The organism is Streptomyces sp. NWU339 (assembly GCF_003143855.1).
Lineage (GTDB): Bacteria > Actinomycetota > Actinomycetes > Streptomycetales > Streptomycetaceae > Streptomyces.
Genome location: NZ_QFRK01000005.1, coordinates 153,397 through 173,658, shown reverse-complemented (window position 1 = coordinate 173,658; position 20,262 = coordinate 153,397). Strand labels below are relative to the sequence as shown.

Below are 20,262 nucleotides of genomic sequence, written 5' to 3'. Positions count from 1 at the left end.
CGGTCCCATCCCAGCACGCCAGTCACGGCCCGCCGGTCAGCCTACCCGGCGGCACGGAGTGCCGTGGCGAGGCGTCCGCCATGCGAGCGGGAGCGTCCGCCCGGCGGCTGCCGGTTGCCGTCCGCGGGTTCGCTGTGGCCGACCGCGCTCCCGCGACGGAGTCGCGTCTCGGCACCTTTCCGCGCACCTTCGGTGCGCTAGAGGATCACGTGGGGCAGAAAGCGGGCGTACTCGTCGGTGATGAGGCCCGAGGACTCGCGGATGCCGAGGCCGGCGGACTCGTCCCCGACGGTCCAGGCGCCGAGGACGACGTGGTTGCCGTCGAAGTCCGGCAGCGGGGCGAGTTGCTGGTAGCAGCAGGGCTCGTCGCGGACGACGGGGGCGCTGCCCGGGTGGTGGATCGTCACACCGGCGCCCTCGCGGCCGAGCAGCGGCTTGGCCACGTAGCCGGCGCCCGACGCCAGGTCGCGCGGGCCGTCGAGGTGGGCCGGGAGGAGGTTGGGGTGCTCCGGGTAGAGCTCCCAGAGGATCGCCAGCAGGGCCTTGTTGCTCAGCAGCATCTTCCAGGCCGGCTCGATCCACAGGGTGCTGCCGGTGCCGCCGCCGTTGTCGAGGGTGTCGAGGACGTGGTCGGCGAAGCGGTCGGTGGTGAGCCACTCCCAGGGGTACAGCTTGAAGATGCTGCGGATGAACCGGAGGCTCTTGTCCACGAAGCGGCCGGAGAGCCGGTCCCAGCCGATCTCCTCCATGGAGAGCCACTCGGTGTCGAGGCCCGCCTGTTCGGCGGTCTCCTTGAGGTAGGCGACGGTCATGAGGTCCTCGCCGATCTCGTCGGCCGAGGAGTGGGCGAAGTGCAGGGGGCTGCCCGGCGGGAGGAGGGCGGCCTGTTTCCTCCAGGCGTCGACGAGGCGTTCGTGCAGCGAGTTCCACTGGTCGGCGCCGGGGAAGCGCTCCTCCATCCAGAACCACTGCGGCGAGGCCGCCTCCACGAGGGAGGTGGGGGTGTCGGCGTTGTACTCGAGGAGCTTCGCGGGTCCGGTTCCGTCGTAGCGGAGGTCGAAGCGGCCGTAGACGGAGGGGAGTTCGGCGCGCCGGTGCCAGGCCTCGGTGACCGCTTCGACGACCCGCGGGTCGGTGATGCCGAGGTCGGCGAAGCGGTCGGCGGTGACGATGTGGTCGGCGGCCGCGAGGCACATGCGGTGCAGTTCCTCGACGACCTCCTCCAGCGCCTCGACCTCGTCCAGGCCGAAGACGTAGTAGGCGCTCTCGTCCCAGTAGGGCACCCAGGCGTCGTCGGGGACGGGCATCCCCGACGCCCGGGCGGACTCGAGGGCCTGGGGAAGGGTGAGGGGGTAGATGAGCCCTTGTTCCTCGACGGTCTGCTGCCAGCCGGGGCGGGGCTCGATGGTGCGGCGTTCCACGGGCGGGTCCTTCGTTCCTTCGCTCGCCGGGGTGTTCAGCCGCCGCCGCTGCCGGAGGAGCCGAAGCCGCCCCGGTCGACGGCCTCACTCCGGCTGAAGGTGCCGTCGTGGGCCCGGCCGCTGCTGACGTCCGCGTCGTAGTACCAGTCGGCGTCGACCCGCTTCGCCCCGGTGGACGTGCCCTTGCCCACGGAACCGGAGGTCGTGCAGTTCTTGTCGGCGACGATCTTGTAGCCGTTGGGGTAGTCGTAGCTGTTCCGGTCCACGCAGCGGCGGTCCGGATCCGAACTGCACGCGGACAGGGCGGCCGCGAGGAGACCCACGCCACCGAGCATCACCGTGCCGGACCGCAGCCGTCGCCTTGTCTCCGCCATGTCCCCGACTCCCCCTCGTACCGCGTGTACCAGCCGCCGGGTCCCTGCTCCCCGGCTCGCGGCGGACAGCCTAGGCGCCGCCCGCCCGATGTGTCCGCGAGACCCCCGAGGCCGGCCTCACTCCCCCGTTGTTTCACGGCTTTTGACCCCCTGTACGTGCTTGGTGCGACACCGGAAGACTCAGGGAAGGGCCCTGCACAACGCGTCCAGGGCGTGGCCCCGAGCCCACCGTGCCCGGTGGGTTCGGGGCCACGCGTCGCGCCCGGACCGGACCGGGCGTCAGGACAGCCACTTCTTCCAGGTGGACTCGTGGCCGTCCACCCACTTCTCCGCCGCCTCCTGAGGTGTCAGCTTCTGGTCGGCGATCATCAGGGAGACCTCGTTCTGGTCCTCCGTCGACCATTCGAACTTCTTCAGGAAGTCCGCCGCCTCGCCGCCGTCCCTCGCGAAGTCCGCGTTGAGGTACTTCTGCAGCGGGGCGGTCGGGTAGGCGCAGGCGACCTTCGCCGGGTCGGCGTCGCAGCCCTCCTCGTACGGGGGCAGCATCACCTCGGTCATCGGCACCTTCTCGAACAGCCAGTGGGGTGTGTTCCAGTAGGTGAGGAAGGGCTTCTTCTCCTTGGCGAACTGCTTGATCTGGATGAGCAGCGCGGCCTCGGAGCCGGCGAACACCACCTTGAAGTCCAGCTCCAGGTTCTTCACCAGCGCCTTGTCGTGGGTGAGGTAGGCCGGTGAGCCGTCCATCAGCTGGCCCTTGCCGCCGCTCTCCGCGGTGCGGAACCGGTCGGCGTACTTGTTGAGGTCCTTCCAGCTCTTCAGGTCGGGATGCTGCTCGGCGAAGTACGTCGGGATGAACCAGCCGATGTGCCCGGTGACCCCGAGGTCGCCACCGCGCGCGATCGTCTTCTTGTCCTCGACGTACAGCTGTTCCTGCTCGGGGTGGCCCCAGTCCTCCAGGATCGCGTCGACCCGGCCCTGGCTGAGCGCGTCCCAGGCAGGCACCTCGTCGACCTGGACGATGTCGACGCGGTAGCCGAGCTCGTTCTCCAGCAGGTGCTGGGCGACAGCCACGTTGGCCAGGGAACCCACCCAGGACTGCACCGCCAGGTTCACCGTCCGGGCGCCCTTGGCGTTGGCGTACGGCGAGGCCTGCTTGGTCATGTCGGCGGCACCGCAGCCGGTGAGCAGCGCGAGCGCGAAGGCTCCGGCCACCGCGGAGGTCGTACGGCGTCGCACGTCAGGCTCCCTTCTTCGCGCGGCGTTCGGTGGGCTGGGTCACCCGGTCGAGCATCAGGCCCAGGCAGACGATCGCGGCACCGGCGACCAGGCCGGTCGCCAGGTCACCCTGGGCGAGGCCGAAGACGACGTCGTAGCCGAGTGCGCCACCGCCGACCATGCCGCCGATGATGACGACGGCGAGCACCAGGACCACGCCCTGGTTGACGGCGAGGAGCAGCGCCGGGCGGGCCAGCGGGAGCTGGACCTGGCGCAGCTGCTGGGCGCTGGTCGCGCCGAGCGAGCGGGCCGACTCCAAAGCCGCCGGGTCGACCTGGCGCAGCCCTTGCGCGGTGATGCGGACGACGGCCGGCAGCGCGTAGACGACGGCCGCGGCGGCGGCGGGGGCGCGGCCGACGCCGAACAGGGCGACGACCGGGATCAGGTACACGAACTGCGGCATCGTCTGGAACACGTCCAGCACGGGCCGCAGCAGACGGTCGACGCGGTCGCTGCGTGCCGCGGCGATGCCCGTCGCGAAGCCGACGACCAGGGTGACGGCGACGGCCGCGAGGACCTGGGAGAGCGTGTCGAGGGACGGGTTCCACACGCCGAGCACCCCGATGGCGGCCATGGCGAGGACGGCGGTGAGCGCGGTGCGCCAGGTGCCGATCAGCCAGGCCAGGGTGGCGACGACGAGCAGCACCGACCACCAGGGCAGCCACTGCAGTCCGTCGCGGATCGGGTCGAGGACCCAGGTGGTGAAGCGTGCGGCCCAGTCGGCGGTGCCGCCGACGACGGGGACGCCCGAGTACAGGTGGTCGGTCATCCAGCCGACGGCCCGGTTGACCGGCTCGACGATGGACACGACCCATCCGTCGGGCCACTCCAGGCGTGCCGTCAGCCGTCCGGCGACGGCCACGACCGCGGCGCCGGCCACGACGTACAGCCAGTGCGTGCGGGGCCTGGGCGCCTGGCCGAGGTTCGCCCCGGCCGCCCCGGTCACTCGGTCGAGGACGACGGCGAGCAGCACGATCGGGATGCCGGCGGCGAGGGCCGCGCCCACGTCGACGGAGGCCAGCGCCTGGTAGACGCGGTCGCCGAGACCGCCCGCGCCGATCACCGAGGCGATGACGGCCATGGACAGCGCCATCATGATCGTCTGGTTGAGCCCCAGGAGGAGTTCCTTGCGGGCCAGCGGGATGCGGGCGGTCAGCAGACGCTGGCGGGAGGTGGTGCCGAGCGACTCGACCGCCTCCAGCACCTCCTTGTCGGCGCCCCGCAGACCGAGCGCGGTCAGCCGGGCCATGGGCGGCGCGGCGTAGACGACCGTGGCGAGGACGGCGGCCGGGACGCCGATGCCGAAGATCAGCACGACCGGCAGGAGGTAGGCGAAGGCGGGGAGCACCTGCATGGTGTCCAGGACCGGGCGCAGGACGCGGTCCATCCGGTCGGAGAGCCCGGCGGCGAGCCCGAGCAGCGCGCCGACGACGACGGACGCGGTGACCGCGACCACCATCAGGGCGAGCGTCTGCATGGTGGGCACCCACATGCCGAGCAGTCCGCAGGCGAGGAACGCGACGGCGGTGCCGAGTGCGAGGCGGATGCCCGCGACGCGCCAGGCGACGAGTCCGGCGAGGGCGGTCACCCCCGCCCATCCGACGGCGAGGAGGGCGAGGTAGACGGCCCGTACGGTGACGACGACGACGTTGCTGACGTGGCCGAAGAAGTACAGGAAGAGGGGGTGGGAGTCCCGGTTGTCGATGATCCAGTCACTGGCCCCGGCCAGCGGTCCGGAGACGTCCACGGTCAGCGCCTCGGGCCAGCTGCCGCCGGCCCAGCGCGCGACGGCGAACGGGACGAGGGCCGCGGCTGCCACGGTGAGCAGCAGGAGCTTGCGCACGGCGAGGTGTCCGAGCAGACCGGACCGGCCGGTCCGGGGGGCGACTGCGGTGACGGTCACCATCAGACGGCCTCCTCGGGCAGCTCCGTCCCGGCGGGCTGCTCCGTTCCCGCGATCACCGACAGCAGCGCGTCGGAGTCGACGATGCCCAGGCAACGGCCCTCGTCGAGGACCCGGGCCGGACCGCCCCCGCGGGCGACGGCCTCGATGGCCTCCGACACCGTGGCGTCCGGACGGACGGCGGGGCCGCCGCCGGCCGCTTCCGCCGAGGAGGCGGGGCGCATGGCCGTACGGACGGTGAGGACCTGTTCGCGCGGGACGTCCCGGACGAAGTCACGGACGTAGTCGTCGGCGGGCGAGCCCACGATCTCCTCGGGGGTGCCCAGCTGGACCACCTGTCCGTCGCGCATGAGGGCGATGCGGTCGCCCAGCTTCAGGGCCTCGCCGAGGTCGTGGGTGATGAAGACCATCGTGCGGCCCTCCTCGCGGTGCAGCCGGACCACCTCCTCCTGCATGTCGCGCCGGATGAGGGGGTCGAGCGCGCTGAACGGCTCGTCGAACAGCAGCACCTCGGGGTCGACGACGAGGGCGCGGGCGAGCCCGACGCGCTGGCGCTGGCCGCCGGAGAGCTGGGAGGGTCTGCGCTGCTCCATGCCCGCCAGGCCGACCTTGGCGACGACCTCGGCGGCCTTCTCGCGCCGCTGTGCCTTACCCATGCCCTGGATCTCCAGGCCGTAGGCCACGTTGTCGAGGACGGTGCGGTGCGGCAGCAGCCCGAAGTGCTGGAAGACCATGGCGGCGCGGTGCCGGCGCAGTTCGCGCAGCCGTGCCTTGTCCATGGCGCGGACGTCCTCGCCGTCGATGGCGATGGTGCCCGCGGTCGGCTCGATCAGCCGGGTCAGACAGCGCACCAGTGTGGACTTGCCGGAGCCGGACAGGCCCATGACGACGAAGACCTCGCCCTTACGGACGTCGAAGCCGACGTCCCGGACGGCGGCCGTGCACCCGGTGCGGGCGCGCAGTTCGGCCGGGTCGAGCGCGGCGAGTTCGGGGTCGCCGGGCACACGATCGGCCTTCGGGCCGAAGACCTTCCACAGTCCGTCGACGGAGAAGACGGGTGAGCCGGCCCCTGGATCGGCGGGCGCTGCGGCAGCGGTGGTGGTACTCATCACGCATCGCTCCCGATCAGGTCGACGGCCCGCTCGCCGACCATCAGCACGCCGATCATCGGGTTCACGGCGGTCATGGTCGGGAAGACGGAGGCGTCGGCGATCCGGATGCCCTGCAGGCCGCGAATCCTCAACTCGGGGTCGACGACGGCTGTTTCGTCGTCCGCCGCCCCCATCTTGCAGGTGCCCGCCGGGTGGTAGACGGTGTGGGCGACCTTGCGGGCGTACTCGCTGAGCTCCTCGTCACCCGTGATGTCCGGGCCGGGGGCCACCTCGCGCTTGAGCCAGCGGGCCAGCGGCTCGGTCTTCGCGATCTCGCGGGCGATGCGGATGCCGTCGACGAGGGTACGGCCGTCGTAGTCGTCCTCGTCGGTGAAGTAGCGGAAGTCCAGCGCGGGCTTGACCTCGGGGTCGGCGCTGGTCAGGTAGAGCCTGCCGCGGCTCTTCGGCTTGGGGATGTTCGGGGTCATGGAGACGCCGAACTCCGGCCGCTGGTAGCCCAGTCGCTCCGGATTGTCCGTGAACGGGATCTGGTAGAAGTGGAACATCAGGTCGGGACCCGCGTGTTCGGGGTCGCGGCGCACGAACAGGCCCGCGTCGGAGTCCATCGCGGAGTTGTCCGGGATGGGGCCGTCGGTCTCCCAGACGATCACCGACTCGGGGTGGTCGAGCAGGTTCTCGCCGACCCCGGGGAGGTCGTGCGCCACGGGTATGCCGAGCGCCTCCAGGTCGGCCTTCGGACCGATGCCGGAGTGCAGCAGCAGCCGGGGCGAGTCGACCGCGCCGGCGCACAGCAGGACTTCGTTGCGGGCCCGTACGAGGATCTCCTCGCCGTCCTTGGTGCGGACGTGGACCCCCTCGGCGCGCGTGCCGTTCAGCTCCAGCCGGTACGCCCAGGTCTCCAGCATGATCGTCAGGTTGGGGCGTTCGTCCATCACCGGGTGCAGATACGCGACCGACGCCGAGGAGCGCTTGTTGTTCTCCGGGTGGTAAGCGAGGTCGAAGAAGCCGACGCCGTCGTCGAACGGCTTCTTGTTGAAGCCCTCGACCCGCGGCACGCCCAGCGCGCCCTGGGCGGCGTCGACGAAGTCACGGGCGATGGCGTTCCGGTCCTTCTCGTCGACCGGGACGATGTTGTTCTTGAGCCGGGCGTAGTACGCCTCCATCTGCACCGCGCCCCAGCCCTTGGCACCGGCCTGCTCCCACTCGTCCCAGTCGGACGGGAGCGGCTTGAAGGCGATCAGGGTGTTGTGCGAGGAGCATCCGCCGAGGACCCGGGCCCGGCTGTGCCGGATGTGCGAATTACCGCGTGGCTGCTCGGTGGTGGGGTAGTCGTAGTCCAGCTCGCCACCGAGCAGGCCCATCCAGCGGCGCAGGGTCAGCACGTCGTCGCGGCCGACGTCGCTGGGGCCGCCCTCGATGACCGCGACGGTGACGTCCGGGTTCTCGGTCAGCCGGGAGGCGATGACGGACCCTGCGGTACCGCCGCCGATGACAACGTAGTCGTACGTGCGTTCGTGGGTGTGATCCGGCATGGAGGTTGCTCCTACGGGGACTCGAAGACGGGACAGGGGGACAAAGGGTGCCGAGCGATGTCGGCGGGCCTCGGGCGGAGCCCTGGCCGGGGGTGTCGTTCGAAGCGGTACGGCATCACGCGGTGCGTGCGGCCCGGGCCGCACGCACCGCGTTCACTCCGGGTGCCGCTCTGCGGTGGCGGCTCAGCCCGCGAACCAACGCACCGGCTTCGGCGCGAGGTTCTGGTAGACGTGCTTGGTCTCGCGGTACTCGGCGAGGCCGGCCGGGCCGAGTTCGCGGCCCACTCCGCTCTTGCCGAAGCCGCCCCACTCCGCCTGCGGGAGGTAGGGGTGGAAGTCGTTGATCCACACGGTGCCGTGGCGCAGCCGCCCGGCCACCCGCCGGGCGCGGCCCGCGTCGGCGGTCCAGACGGCGCCGGCCAGCCCGTACTCGGTGTCGTTGGCGAGGGCGACGGCCTCGTCCTCGGTGCGGAAGGTCTCGACGGTGAGGACCGGTCCGAACACCTCCTCGCGCACGACCCGCATCTCGCGGTGGCAGTGGTCGAGGACGGTCGGCTCGTAGAAGTAGCCGGCCTCGGGCCGGTCGGCGGACGGCTCCGGCCGCTTGCCGCCGGAGCGCAGCACCGCCCCCTCCTTCAGCGCGGAGGCGACATACGCCTCGATCTTGTCGCGCTGCTGTTCGGAGACCAGCGGTCCGCACTCGACGCCGTCCGCGGTGCCCCGGCCGAGCCTGATCTTCTCGGCGCGGCGGGCGAGTTCGTCGACGAAGCGGTCGCGGACCGACTCCTCGACGATGAGCCGGGCGCCCGCCGAGCAGACCTGGCCGCTGTGGATGAAGGCCGCGTTGAGGGCCTGGTCGACGGCGGTGTCGAAGCCGTCCCTGGTGGCGCAGGCGTCGGCGAAGACCACGTTGGGGTTCTTGCCGCCGAGTTCGAGGGCTACCTTCTTCACGCTCGGCGCGGCGGCCTGGGCGACCTTGGTGCCGCTGACCAGTCCGCCGGTGAAGGAGACCAGGTCGACGTCGGGGTGCTCGGCCAGCCGGGCGCCGACGGTGTGACCGGGCCCGGTGACGATGTTGGCGACCCCGGTGGGCAGCCCCGCCTCGATCAGCAGGTCGATGAGCGCCACGGTGGTCAGCGGGGTGATCTCGCTGGGCTTGACGACGAAGGTGTTGCCGGCCGCGAGGGCGGGGGCGATCTTCCAACTGGCCTGGAGCAGCGGATAGTTCCAGGGCGTGATCATCGCGCAGACACCGACGGGCTCATGCACGACGACGCTGTGGACGTCAGGGGAGCCCGCGTCGACGACCCGGCCGGGGGCCTCCCCGGCGACCAGGTCGGCGAAGTAGCGGAAGGCATCGGCGACACAGTCGATGTCGACGCGCCCCTCCTCGACGGTCTTGCCCGCGTCCCGGCTCTCCAGCAGGCCGAGCGCCTCCCTGTCCCGGACGAGGAGACCGGCGACGCGGCGCAGCAGCGCGGCCCGCTCGGCGACGGGGGTGTGCGGCCACGGGCCCTCGTCGAACGCCCGCCGGGCGGCGGCCACCGCCAGGTCGGCGTCCTTCTCGTCGCCCTCCGCGACCACGGCGAACGGCAGCGCGTCCGCGGGGTCGAGGATCTCGCGGGTGGCTCCCGAGAGGGCTGCTCGCCACTCGCCTCCCGCGTGGATCGAGGTACGCACCTGGAGCTCTGTACTGTCCGCCATGATCGCCTGCTGCCTTCCGTTCCTGTTCAGCGCCCATGAGTGACACAGGTCCAGTGACCAGGTCGAGTCACACGGGCGTCACCCACGGAACGGGAGGGCGCCTTCCCACAAGACCCGAATGCATGCGCGATTCATGCCCGGAGGTGTGCTACGTCACGGAAGATGCGGCCGAAAGGGTGGAAACCCATGCGCCCGCGACGCGAAAGGGCCCCGTACCGGTGGAGACCGGTACGGGGCCCTTGGCCAGGAGCCCGTCGGACGGATCCGACGGATCGGATGGAGTCGGCGGAGCCGACGGGATCAGATGAGGCCGAGGCCGCGGACCGCCTCCCGCTCCTCCTCGAGCTCCTTGACGGAGGCGTCGATGCGGGCGCGGGAGAAGTCGTTGATCTCCAGGCCCTGGACGATCTCGTACTTACCGTCCTTCACGGTGACCGGGAAGGAGGAGATCAGACCCTCGGGGACGCCGTAGGAGCCGTCCGACGGGATGCCCATGGAGACCCAGTCGCCGTCCGCGGTGCCGTTGACCCAGGTGTGGACGTGGTCGATGGCCGCGTTGGCGGCGGAGGCGGCCGACGAGGCGCCACGGGCCTCGATGATCGCGGCACCGCGCTTGGCGACGGTCGGGATGAAGTCCTCGGCCAGCCACTTCTCGTCGTTCACGACCTCGGCGGCGTTCTTGCCGGCGACGGTGGCGTGGAAGATGTCCGGGTACTGGGTGGCGGAGTGGTTGCCCCAGATGGTCAGGCGCTTGATGTCGGAGACCGTCGAACCCGTCTTCTTCGCCAGCTGGGTCAGCGCCCGGTTGTGGTCCAGACGGGTCATCGCGGTGAAGCGCTCGGCCGGTACGTCCGGGGCGGCGGCCTGGGCGATGAGCGCGTTGGTGTTGGCCGGGTTGCCCACCACCAGCACCCGGACGTCGTCCGCGGCGTGGGCGTTGATGGCCTGGCCCTGCGGCTTGAAGATGCCGCCGTTGGCCTCCAGGAGGTCACCGCGCTCCATGCCCTTGGTGCGCGGACGGGCACCCACGAGCAGGGCGACGTTGGCGCCGTCGAAGGCCACGTTCGGGTCGTCCGTGATGTCGATGCCCTGCAGGAGCGGGAACGCGCAGTCGTCCAGCTCCATGGCCGTGCCCTCGGCCGCCTTGAGCGCGGGGGTGATCTCCAGCAGGCGCAGCTTGACCGGCACGTCCGCGCCGAGCAGCTGGCCTGAGGCGATGCGGAAGAGCAGGGCGTAACCGATCTGGCCGGCCGCGCCGGTGACGGTGACGTTCACGGGAGTGCGGGTCATGGCGTTCTCCGTATGACAGCTGGCGGTGGGGCGTCCCGGCCCCGGGGTACGGATCCCGCTCCGGCGCGTGACCGGTGCCCGCCACGATGATCGATCACCGGTGCGGACGGGTCATCGTGGCGAGTACCGGTGATCGATCTCTTGGCGTCAAGAGAGATCCAGCGATCAGGCTATCGCGGCATCCACGATCGTGGACGTCCAGGCTCCATGTGGTCAGTCCCACAGAGTGACGAACGTGTACACGAGCGTGCCCGGGGAAGGCGGCCGCCTGTCCGGGAGAGGGGCGGAGGCGGCCGCCGATCGGGGGACCGATCGTGCCGGACTCCCGTGGGGGTGAGGTTCACGTGCCCCGGTTCCGCCGTCCCATGCGCACACCGCGCCACGAACTTCACGGGCGGCTGCACGGCGCGCCCGGCCCGCCGCCTCGGCACCGCCCTACTCCGTGCACCCCTCCTCACCGGAGGCCAGTACCACGCAGGCCTTGGCCTGTGCGGCGCTCTCGACCGCCATCATCGGGGTGTAGGCGACCGTGTCGCCGACCTCGGTGATGCTGTCGCTCTGCTTCGACTTCCCCCCGGCGATCTCGACCTCGTCACCCTGTGCGGCCTGGGTGATACGGCCCCATGCGGCGCCGCAGGTCTTGCTGTAGCGGACCTCGACCGTGGTGGCACCGACGGTCGCCGTCTGCGTGGTGGTCACGAGGTCTCCGCTGCACCCCATGTTCTCCGCGTCCTTGCCGTCGCAGCCGTCGCCGCTGCACTTCACTCCGGCGGGCAGGTCCACGGGTGCGGAGGCGGTGGGCGAGGGGGACTTCCCGGCTTCGCCCTTCTTGCCGTCGTCGCTCCCGATGACGTAGAACGCGGCGGCGATCACCACCAGCACTCCGACGGCGCCCGTGAGGAACATCCCCGTCCGCCGCTTGCCGTCCGGGCCACCGGAGCCGCCACGGCCTCCGCCGCCCCGGGGCGGCGCGGGAGGGGCGGCGCCGCGGCGGCCCGACGGGGCGGGCCCGGCGTACCCGGCCATGCCCCAGGAGTTCGCCCCGGAGGCGTCACGGACGTCCGAGGCGGTCGGCTGCGGCGGCACGGCCGGTGAGACGCCGGCCGGCCCGGCGACGCCCGGCCGGACCGGAGCACCGCCGCCTTTGCGGCCCCTGCCGCCCCCGCCGTTCGACGGCGGTCCGGCGAGCTCGCTCAGCGCGGAGCGCGCCTGCGAGATCCTGATCGCCTCCATCGTCATGTCGTGCCGCATCTCCGAGCGGCTCCAGGCCCGCTCGGCCAGCTCCCACATGGTGGTCAGGTGCACCGGATTGGTTCCGGTGACCTCGGCCAGGGCCACGATCGCGCCCTTGGGCGCGAGCAGCCGGCCGTTCAGATAACGCTCCCAGGACGTCTTGCTGTAGCCCGTGCGGTCGGAGACCGACGCGACGCTCAGGCCGCTGCGGTCCACGACGCGCCTGAGCTGGCTCGTGAACTCCCTGATCTGCGGATCGAGTTCATCCGGCAAGGCCTTCCAACGAGGCATTGCTTCCCCCCTCTTCCCCCGGTCGTACTGGTATGTCCCTCGCGCGTGGTGGCCCTCTGCCGAGTCGCCGTTCCGGCTACCCACATGGATGCCGCCAGTCAGGATCTCAGTTCCCGGGGTGGGGGCGCACAGGAGCGTCAGGGCCGCGGGCATGCGCCGTCGCGCGCTCGCTCGCTCGTGGCCCAGTCTCCCACCGGCAGCCCCCTCGACCGAACAGAACCGGGCACAACGCGGGAGGGCGGCGCGGATTGCCCGGGATCATCAGGATTGCCACGCCGGTCCCGCCGGTCCCGCCGGTCGTCCGAAGTGCCCGCCCTGCCGTGAACGGCGGCCCGTCCTCACCCCCGTGAAAGGACGGGCCGCCGCCGGAAACAACCTTCCTGCACGCCGAACCCCCTGTTCAACGGCTGTCCGGGCGCTGTGGCACGGAAGTGACCGTTCCGCTACGTCTCCCGGATTCCCCGGATCATCCCGGGACAGGCCCCGCTAACCGCTGACCGTGAAGTGCAGCAGGTCCTCCAGGAACGGGATCTTCAGCTTGGGATCCGGCTGCACCATCAGCGCCAGCAGCACGATCGCCAGCCCCAGCACGCCGTACGTGACGATGTCCGTGAAGCGGGAGCGCACGGCGAGCATGCCGACACCCGGCAGCGCCCAGCGGAGCACACCGCCCGCCAGCAGCGCCACGCCGATCAGCAGCGTGCCGATCCGGAACAGGTCGAACACGGTCAGCAGCAGGCCGAGCCCGGCCGTGAGCAGCACGGCGAGGATCGGCCACTGCCGGGCGGGCGCGGGGGCGTCACCGGCGGCGGCCCGGCCGCCGCCCTCCGGGCGGGCGGTGTCCCTGGTGAACCGCGGGAAGCGGCGGGTGGTGCGCCGCGGCTTCCCCTCGGCGTCGGGCGCGCTGACGGGGTCGGGGGCCTCGGCGAGGTCGGGGGCCTCGGCGTTCTCGGCCCGCGCCGAGGCCGACTCCTGCGCCTGAGGCTGCTCCGGCGCCGACCCGGGGGCCTGCCCCTCACGGGCGTCGCTGTCAGCCGACACTGCGCTCTGCCGCCTCCACCACGTTGACCAGCAGCTGGGCCCGGGTCATCGGGCCGACACCGCCGGGGTTCGGGGAGACCCAGCCGGCCACCTCGGCCACGTCCGGGTGAACGTCACCCACGATCTTGCCCTCGGCGTTGCGGGAGACCCCGACGTCCAGGACGGCCGCACCGGGCTTGACGTCCTCCGCGCGGACGAGATGGGCGGAGCCGGCGGCGGCGACGATGATGTCCGCGCGCTTCAGGTGCGCCGACAGGTCGCGGGTGCCGGTGTGGCACTGGGTCACGGTGGCGTTCTCGCTGCGCCGGGTCAGCAGCAGCGGCATCGGACGGCCGATGGTCACTCCGCGGCCGACGACCACGACCTCGGCGCCCTTGATCTCCACGCCGTAGCGGCGCAGCAGGGTGAGGACGCCGTTGGGGGTGCAGGGCAGCGGGGCCGGCTCGTTCAGGACGAGGCGGCCGAGGTTCATCGGGTGGAGGCCGTCGGCGTCCTTGTCCGGGTCCATGAGTTCGAGGATGCGGTTCTCGTCGATGCCCTTGGGCAGCGGCAGCTGGACGATGTATCCGGTGCAGGCCGGGTCCTCGTTCAGGTCGCGGACGACCGCCTCGATCTCCTCCTGCGTGGCCGTGTCGGGCAGCTCCCGCTGGATGGAGGCGATGCCGACCTGGGCGCAGTCGCGGTGCTTGCCGGCGACGTACTTCTGGCTGCCGGGATCGTCGCCGACGAGGATCGTGCCGAGGCCGGGCGCGACGCCCTTCTCCTTCAGCGCCGCCACGCGGGCGGTCAGATCGGACTTGATCGCTGCTGCGGTGGCCTTGCCATCGAGAATCTGGGCGGTCATGGACCCATCCTCGCGGATGACCGGGTCCCTGTTCCAATCCGCGCGCGTTCGACCCGTGCTCCGGACGCGTTCCGCCTGTGCTCCGGACGCGTTCCGGACGTGCTCCGGCCGCGTCCCCGGCTCGTCCCGGGCGACCGCGAGGTTCGCGATCCCATATTTCACCTTCAGTCCACCCTCGGACCGGCCATGTTTCACCCGTATCCGGCCAAGATCAGCAATGTTGCACTTGCACAACACATACCGACTGCGGCTGGACAATCGGCAGATCGGTCAAGAACGATGAACGGCACGGTGCCGCGGGCAAGAACCGGGGGGACGGACCGCGTCTGCAGAACTTCCTCCGAACCGCGCCCCGCGTCGTCCCCGCACCCGCAGCGAAAAACGGAGGAAGAAGCGCCATGAGTTTCGGCGACCCGAACAACCCCTACGGACAGCCGCAGCAGCAGCCCGGCCAGCCCGGCTACGGCTACCCCCAGCAGCCCCAGCAGGGGTACGGCTATCCGGCGGCGCCGCCGGTGGGTGCCTACCCCGGTGCCCCGGTGCCGACGTCCATGCCGGGAACGGTGAGCACGGCACGTGTGCTGCTGTGGGTCATTGTGGGCCTGCAGCTCATCGGCGTGGCGCTGTTCGCGATCAGTGCCGTGGGCGTGGAGGCCGCGAAGAGCGACCCGGCGCTGAGTGAGGAGCCCGCGTTCGAGCAGCTCGCCGACTACTCGTCCGGCCTGCTCTGGGGTCTGACCCTGTTCGCGCTGGTGTGGGGCGTGTTCGCGCTCGTGCTGGCCGTCAAGTTCGGCAAGGGCGGCAACGGTGTCCGCATCACCGCGCTGATCTTCGGCATCATCACCGCCATCCTCGGCATCTACCCCTTCGTCTTCGTGGGCCTGATCCACACGGTGCTGGCGATCCTGATCGCCGTGTTCGTCGGCAACGCCGCGGGCAGCGCCTGGTTCAACCGCCCGCGCTACTGAGGGCGACCGCCCCGAGCACACCGCCGCCGAGGGCCGTGTCTCCCCGAACGGGTGGGACACGGCCCTCGGCGCGTCCGGAGCGAGCGGATCCGGAAACTGCGAAAGCAGCAGGAGGCCGTCTCCGGCCCGGGCCGGCGCGCCCGTGGTGTCCCCGAGGTCGGCCGGTACGGGGTGGACAAGCAGGGGGTTCGCCCGCCCGGTCGCCCGTGTGAGCGGCCGGGCGGACGGTCCGTCAGTGGAAGAAGTGCCGCGTCCCGGTGAAGTACATCGTGACGCCGGCCTTCTTCGCCGCCTCGACGACCTGCTCGTCACGGACCGAACCGCCCGGCTGGACCACGGCCTTGACGCCCGCCTCGGTGAGGATCTCCAGGCCGTCCGGGAAGGGGAAGAAGGCGTCCGAGGCGGCATAGGCGCCCTGGGCGCGCTCGGAGCCGGCCCGTTCCACCGCCAGCTTCGCGGAGTCGACGCGGTTGACCTGGCCCATGCCTACGCCGACCGAGGCGCCGTCCTTGGCGAGCAGGATCGCGTTGGACTTCACGGCCCGGCAGGCCCGCCACGCGAAGGCCAGCTCGGCCAGCTCCGCCTCGGAGAGGGCCTCGCCGCTGGCCAGCGTCCAGGTGGCCGGGTCGTCGCCCTCGGCCTGGAGGCGATCGGTGACCTGGAGCAGGGCTCCGCCGTCGATCGGCTTCACCTCGACGGGGGCGGCCGGCGCCTCGGGGGCGCGCAGCACGCGGATGTTCTTCTTCTTGGTGAGGGCTTCGAGGGCGCCGTCCTCGTAGTCCGGCGCGACGATGACCTCGGTGAAGATCTCCGCGACCTGCTCGGCCATCTCCTTGGACACCGGCCGGTTGACGGCGATCACGCCGCCGAACGCGGATAGCGGGTCACAGGCGTGCGCCTTGCGGTGCGCCTCGGCGACGTCCGCGCCGGTCGCGATGCCGCACGGGTTGGCGTGCTTGATGATCGCGACGGCCGGCCCGGCGTGGTCGTACGCGGCACGCAGCGCGGCGTCGGTGTCCGTGTAGTTGTTGTACGACATCTCCTTGCCGTGCAGCTGCTCGGCCTCGGCGAGGCCGCCTGTGCCGGAGACGTACAAAGCGGCGGGCTGGTGCGGGTTCTCGCCGTAGCGCAGGGTGTTCTTGCGCTCCCAGGTGGCGCCGAGGAAGTCGGGGAACTCCGACTCGTCGACGGGGGCGTAGTCGGAGGCGAACCAGGAGGCGACCGCCACGTCGTACGCGGCCGTGTGCCGGAACGCCTCCGCGGCCAGACGTTTGCGGGTGGCAAGGTCGAAGCCGCCGTCGCGGACGGCGGACAGGACGTCGGCGTACCGGGCGGGGTCGGTCACCACGGCGACGGACGGGTGGTTCTTGGCGGCGGCGCGGACCATGGAGGGGCCGCCGATGTCGATCTGCTCCACGCACTCGTCGGGCGTCGCGCCCGAGGCGACGGTCTCGCGGAACGGGTAGAGGTTGACCACGACCAGGTCGAACGGCTGCACGCCCAGCTCGCCGAGCTGCTGCCGGTGGCTGTCGAGGCGCAGGTCGGCGAGGATGCCGGCGTGCACCTTCGGGTGCAGGGTCTTGACCCGGCCGTCCAGGCACTCGGGGAAGCCGGTCAGCTCCTCGACCTTGGTGACGGGGACGCCTGCGGCGGAGATGCGGCCGGCCGTGGACCCGGTGGAGACGAGTTCGACGCCCGCCTCGTGCAGGCCACGGGCGAGCTCCTCGAGCCCGGTCTTGTCGTAGACGCTGACGAGCGCCCGTCGGATGGCCCGCTTGTTGCTCTCGGCGGTCACTGGATAACTACCTTTCGTCCCTCGATGCGATAGCCGTTGCGGGCGAGCCGCCCCACGACCTCGACGAGCAGCCTTCGCTCGACTTCCTTGATGCGCTCGTGCAGGGCGCTCTCGTCGTCCTCGTCCCGGACCTCCACCACGCCCTGCGCGATGATCGGCCCGGTGTCGACACCGTCGTCGACGAAGTGGACGGTGCAGCCGGTGACCCTGGCGCCGTACGCGAGCGCGTCCCGTACGCCGTGGGCTCCGGGAAAACTGGGCAGCAGGGCGGGGTGGGTGTTGACGAACCGCCCGCCGAAGCGCGCGAGGAACTCCTTGCCCACGATCTTCATGAACCCGGCGGACACCACGAGGTCGGGTGCGTGGGCGGCGACCGCCTCGGCGAGCGCCGCGTCCCACTCCTGGCGGTCGGCGAAGTCCTTGACCCGGCACACGAAGGTCGGCAGCCCGGCGCGCTCGGCGCGGGCGAGCCCCTCGACGCCCTCACGGTCGGCGCCGACGGCCACGATCTCGGCTCCGTACGCCTCGGTGCCGGTGGCGGCGATCTCGTCGAGGAGCGCCTGCAGGTTGGTGCCGGATCCGGAGACCAGCACGACGAGGCGCCTGGGGCGCTCGGCCACGGGCTTGGCGGCCACGGTGGGGCCCTTTCTCGGGAGCGCTCGTGCGGCCGGAGGCACTGCGCTTTGTGTATTCGTACGAATGCTTCGCTCCCTCGGATACGGGGAAGCCTACGAAGCGGCCGACCGTCAGCAACGATACCGGCACACTGGGCGGCCCTCACGGGACGGGGGCGTGGCTGGAAGGTAGCGTCTGGGAAGAGCCGGTCCGGGAACGCCTCCTGTGCACCAAGCGTTCACAGGAAGGAGCCCGGGGCCGGAGAACGGACGGAACATTCCGGCTCAGCCGTGGAAGTCGTCCGTGGCCAGCCGTACTTGATCAGTCGCACTTCGTTGAAGTCGCACTTCGTTAAAAAGGGGAAGACGCTCACTTGATGCCGGACCGCAGCCTGCGATTCCTCACGTTCCCCCAGCCGTCGGCACAGGGAGGGGAGCGTGGCGCCGTGCTGCTGCGGGAGCGCCCCTCCTCGCCGCCCGAGACGCCCCGGGGCGAGGGCAGCGACGGCGAGCGGCGCCGTGGCTCCGAGGAGAACAACCCGTTCGCGCCGCCCCCGGAGGGGACCCCCGAGCAGCCCTGGCAGCCCCGGCACCCGTCCGGCGACGAGGGCGGTGACGGTGGCGGCCGGGGAGACGGCGGCCGCTCTCCGTGGGGCGGGCGGTGGAGTGACCGGCAACCCGGCCGTTCCTCGGGCGGCTTCGGCGATCGCCCGCGCAGCCCGGAGGGACAGGGCGGCGGAAACGGCGGGCCCCAGGGCCCCGGGCCGCGCTGGGACCCGACGGACCCGGTCCAGCGCCGGGCGCGTTACTCCCTGCTGTCCGGCATGTGGGCCTTCTTCTTCGCCCTGTTCAGCTGGCCCTACGTCGCACTGCTGCTGGGCGCGCTCGCCCTGTACTGGGCGATCAGCGCCCTGCGCGCCAAACCCCGCGCGGCCTCCGACCCCGACTCCCCGGCACCGGCGCAGAAGGGCCGTCCGCAGACCACGGCCGCGGTGAGCGGACTGGTCACGGCCTCCCTGGCACTCGCCCTGGTCGCCGCCAACTTCACGGCACAGCTGGTGTACCGGGACTACTACACCTGTACGCATGACGCCCTCACCCAGGAGGCCAGGCAGTCCTGCAACACCCTCCTGCCCGACGAACTCCGGAACTTCCTCGGGACGGCCGACTGAGAGACCTGCCGACAGCCGCTCCCGCATCCCGAGCCGCCCCTCACACCGCGGGGGGCGGCTCGGGTGTGTTCGGGGGCTCGGGGGCGCGGGGCGCGGGGGGAACCGCGGGAGCGCCGGGAGCCGGGAGAGCACCGGGTCCGGCCGGGGCGGGACCCGCGGGCAGGAAGTCGTAGGGGCTGGAGGCGCCCGGGGGCCGTCGCGCGCCCGTGGTGCGCGCCTCGCCCTCCGGGGGCCGCCTGCGCGGCCTGCCGATCCTCGGCACCCACGCCTGCGTCCCTGCCCCTGGTCCCGCCCCCGCCGGTGCCCGTTCCACCGGTTCGTCCCGAGGCGTGCGGCACCGCCGTGCCCGTACCGCCAGGGCCGTCGCCGTGGCAACCGGTCCGATCCACACCAGCGTCGCGCCTCCCGTCTGCCACCACACCGGCCCGAAGCGGGAGAGCGCCACGACCCCCATCGGCCCGCCCGCCAGCGCGGCGGACAGCGCCAGCAGGGTCGCGCACAACACCGCCGCCGCCCCGGCGGCGCCGGCCATCCGGCTCCGCGACCAGGCCGCGTCCGGCGCCCGCCCCGACCGTCGGCCCTCCCGTTCCGCCGGCGCCGGATGTCCGGTCGCCGTGGCGCCCTTCCCGACGAACCACCCCGTCACCACACCGGCCGCCAACGGCACCGCCCCGGCCGCCCAGTTCACCGGCGTCCCCGGCCCCGCGTCCGGCACCGCCGCCAGCAGGGGGAAGGCGGGCAGCAGCGGGGCCGGGGTGGAGGCGAACGGGGTCACGGCGGTGCCGGCCCCGAGGAGGAACCCGGGGCCGAGCGCGTAGGCCGCCGCCCACACCGCCGCGTTCGGCAGCAGCACGACGCCGAGCAGCAGCACCGCGGCCCGCCCCGACCATCCCTCCGTCAACCGCAGGAAGGCCGCCTGGGTTTCCCCGCCGTGCCACACCAGCGACACCGTCAGCAGCAGTGCCCCGCCGCCGACGAGCACCGCGGCCCCGGCCGTCGCCGCGCGTGCCGCGACCCCGAGGCGTCCGTCCGGGCCGAGGAGCAGATGACGCACCCCCCTCGGCAGCAGTGCCCCCACGGTCCGTTCCAGCGGCCCACTGGGGCAGCCGTACGCCCGCCACACCCCCGCCCCCGCGGCCAGCACGGCGACCAGCGGAACGCACACGCCGGCCGACGCCCACGCGGGCCGCAGCTCACCACCCGCGGCATAGAGCGCGGCGGGCACACCGACGGCCAGGTAGCCGAGGACGACGCCCGCCCATGCGGTCGGGCCGTCGACGAGCGGAGCCTCGTCCGAGGCGTCCCCGTCCGTGGCGTCGCGGGCCGCCCGGTGCAGCAGCCACACCGGGACCGTGAGCAGCAGCAGCGGCGGAACGCCCAGGGGCGCCGGCACACCGGAGAGCGTGTCGGTGCGGATCAGCTCGGTGCCGTGCGCCAGCAGCCACAGCGCCGCCGCGATGTGCAGCGCGCCGTCAGGTCCGCTGTCGGGGTAGGGCGAGCTGATCCACAGCAGGATCACGAGCGTGGCGAACGCGGCGAGTCCGAGTCCCGCGGCGAGAGCACCACCGAGGAGACCGGAGGTCAGTCCGGGCGGGCGGTCACGCATCCGGGTGAGCAGCAGGGCCGGCGTCAATCGGCGGGCAGTCGTCTGGATCACACCCGTCATGCTCCCAACGACACGCGCTTTCCCGTC

The 20,262-nt window shown here is 72.1% G+C and carries 16 protein-coding genes; 2 read left to right on the top strand and 14 right to left on the bottom strand.

From position 1 onward, the window contains the following. Positions 1-197: 197 nt before the first annotated feature. From DIZ27_RS08895 to DIZ27_RS08845, 11 genes are all read right to left on the bottom strand, one after another. Complete coding sequence (locus DIZ27_RS08895; RefSeq protein ID WP_109377772.1) at positions 198-1,421, bottom strand: glutathionylspermidine synthase family protein; 1,224 nt, start codon at positions 1,419-1,421, stop codon at positions 198-200. Between the two features lie 35 nt (positions 1,422-1,456). Continuing rightward, on the bottom strand, positions 1,457-1,795 hold the full coding sequence (locus tag DIZ27_RS08890; RefSeq protein WP_109377771.1) for a hypothetical protein: 339 nt from the start codon (positions 1,793-1,795) through the stop codon (positions 1,457-1,459). A gap of 279 nt (positions 1,796-2,074) precedes the next feature. Next, positions 2,075-3,031, bottom strand: coding sequence for an ABC transporter substrate-binding protein (locus tag DIZ27_RS08885; RefSeq protein ID WP_109377770.1), 957 nt, complete (start codon positions 3,029-3,031; stop codon positions 2,075-2,077). A gap of 1 nt (position 3,032) precedes the next feature. Next, the gene (locus tag DIZ27_RS08880; protein ID WP_109377769.1) at positions 3,033-4,976 is read right to left on the bottom strand and encodes a proline/glycine betaine ABC transporter permease; all 1,944 of its coding nucleotides are present in this window, start codon (positions 4,974-4,976) and stop codon (positions 3,033-3,035) included. Beyond that, a complete protein-coding gene (locus DIZ27_RS08875) occupies positions 4,976-6,082 on the bottom strand; it encodes a glycine betaine/L-proline ABC transporter ATP-binding protein (protein WP_109377768.1) in 1,107 nt (368 codons plus the stop codon). The genes DIZ27_RS08880 and DIZ27_RS08875 overlap by 1 nt, the downstream gene beginning before the upstream one ends. Further along, positions 6,082-7,617, bottom strand: coding sequence for a GMC family oxidoreductase (locus DIZ27_RS08870; protein WP_109377767.1), 1,536 nt, complete (start codon positions 7,615-7,617; stop codon positions 6,082-6,084). Before DIZ27_RS08870 ends, DIZ27_RS08875 begins: the two co-directional genes overlap by 1 nt. Positions 7,618-7,800: 183 nt before the next feature. Next, the gene (locus DIZ27_RS08865) at positions 7,801-9,321 is read right to left on the bottom strand and encodes an aldehyde dehydrogenase family protein (protein WP_109377766.1); all 1,521 of its coding nucleotides are present in this window, start codon (positions 9,319-9,321) and stop codon (positions 7,801-7,803) included. 300 nt (positions 9,322-9,621) lie between these two features. Then, positions 9,622-10,611, bottom strand: coding sequence for a malate dehydrogenase (locus tag DIZ27_RS08860; RefSeq protein WP_109377765.1), 990 nt, complete (start codon positions 10,609-10,611; stop codon positions 9,622-9,624). A gap of 435 nt (positions 10,612-11,046) precedes the next feature. Beyond that, complete coding sequence (locus DIZ27_RS08855; RefSeq protein ID WP_109377764.1) at positions 11,047-12,135, bottom strand: XRE family transcriptional regulator; 1,089 nt, start codon at positions 12,133-12,135, stop codon at positions 11,047-11,049. A 486-nt stretch (positions 12,136-12,621) separates the two neighbouring features. After that, a complete protein-coding gene (locus tag DIZ27_RS08850; protein WP_109377763.1) occupies positions 12,622-13,176 on the bottom strand; it encodes a DUF3017 domain-containing protein in 555 nt (184 codons plus the stop codon). Then, the gene (locus DIZ27_RS08845; RefSeq protein ID WP_109377762.1) at positions 13,166-14,020 is read right to left on the bottom strand and encodes a bifunctional methylenetetrahydrofolate dehydrogenase/methenyltetrahydrofolate cyclohydrolase; all 855 of its coding nucleotides are present in this window, start codon (positions 14,018-14,020) and stop codon (positions 13,166-13,168) included. Before DIZ27_RS08845 ends, DIZ27_RS08850 begins: the two co-directional genes overlap by 11 nt. Before the next feature lie 398 nt (positions 14,021-14,418). On the opposite strand from DIZ27_RS08845, the gene DIZ27_RS08840 reads away from it, so the two are divergent. Beyond that, complete coding sequence (locus tag DIZ27_RS08840; RefSeq protein WP_109377761.1) at positions 14,419-14,988, top strand: hypothetical protein; 570 nt, start codon at positions 14,419-14,421, stop codon at positions 14,986-14,988. Positions 14,989-15,220: 232 nt separating this feature from the next. Here DIZ27_RS08840 and purH read toward each other — a convergent pair whose 3' ends face one another. After that, the gene (gene purH, locus DIZ27_RS08835) at positions 15,221-16,783 is read right to left on the bottom strand and encodes a bifunctional phosphoribosylaminoimidazolecarboxamide formyltransferase/IMP cyclohydrolase (protein WP_109377760.1); all 1,563 of its coding nucleotides are present in this window, start codon (positions 16,781-16,783) and stop codon (positions 15,221-15,223) included. Next, entirely contained in the window at positions 16,780-17,418 is a 639-nt protein-coding gene (purN, locus tag DIZ27_RS08830) for a phosphoribosylglycinamide formyltransferase (protein ID WP_109377759.1), read from the bottom strand. Before purN ends, purH begins: the two co-directional genes overlap by 4 nt. A 356-nt stretch (positions 17,419-17,774) precedes the next feature. Here purN and DIZ27_RS08825 point away from each other — a divergent pair, with 356 nt between their 5' ends. After that, positions 17,775-18,569, top strand: coding sequence for a hypothetical protein (locus tag DIZ27_RS08825; RefSeq protein ID WP_109377758.1), 795 nt, complete (start codon positions 17,775-17,777; stop codon positions 18,567-18,569). A gap of 40 nt (positions 18,570-18,609) precedes the next feature. Here the strand turns inward: DIZ27_RS08825 and DIZ27_RS08820 are convergent, their stop codons facing one another. After that, a complete protein-coding gene (locus tag DIZ27_RS08820) occupies positions 18,610-20,235 on the bottom strand; it encodes a DUF6350 family protein (RefSeq protein ID WP_219933599.1) in 1,626 nt (541 codons plus the stop codon). Between the last annotated feature and the right edge of the window lie 27 nt (positions 20,236-20,262).

Excerpts from the sequence above, each read along its gene's own strand:
- DIZ27_RS08865 (WP_109377766.1), bottom strand. The coding sequence starts at position 9,321 with ATGGCGGACAGTACAGAGCTCCAGGTGCGTACCTCGATCCACGCGGGA.
- DIZ27_RS08870 (WP_109377767.1), bottom strand. The coding sequence starts at position 7,617 with ATGCCGGATCACACCCACGAACGCACGTACGACTACGTTGTCATCGGC.
- DIZ27_RS08860 (WP_109377765.1), bottom strand. The coding sequence starts at position 10,611 with ATGACCCGCACTCCCGTGAACGTCACCGTCACCGGCGCGGCCGGCCAG.
- DIZ27_RS08880 (WP_109377769.1), bottom strand. The coding sequence starts at position 4,976 with ATGGTGACCGTCACCGCAGTCGCCCCCCGGACCGGCCGGTCCGGTCTG.
- DIZ27_RS08845 (WP_109377762.1), bottom strand. The coding sequence starts at position 14,020 with ATGACCGCCCAGATTCTCGATGGCAAGGCCACCGCAGCAGCGATCAAG.
- DIZ27_RS08840 (WP_109377761.1), top strand. The coding sequence starts at position 14,419 with ATGAGTTTCGGCGACCCGAACAACCCCTACGGACAGCCGCAGCAGCAG.
- DIZ27_RS08875 (WP_109377768.1), bottom strand. The coding sequence starts at position 6,082 with ATGAGTACCACCACCGCTGCCGCAGCGCCCGCCGATCCAGGGGCCGGC.
- DIZ27_RS08820 (WP_219933599.1), bottom strand. The coding sequence starts at position 20,235 with ATGACGGGTGTGATCCAGACGACTGCCCGCCGATTGACGCCGGCCCTG.
- DIZ27_RS08855 (WP_109377764.1), bottom strand. The coding sequence starts at position 12,135 with ATGCCTCGTTGGAAGGCCTTGCCGGATGAACTCGATCCGCAGATCAGG.
- DIZ27_RS08825 (WP_109377758.1), top strand. The coding sequence starts at position 17,775 with ATGCCGGACCGCAGCCTGCGATTCCTCACGTTCCCCCAGCCGTCGGCA.
- DIZ27_RS08890 (WP_109377771.1), bottom strand. The coding sequence starts at position 1,795 with ATGGCGGAGACAAGGCGACGGCTGCGGTCCGGCACGGTGATGCTCGGT.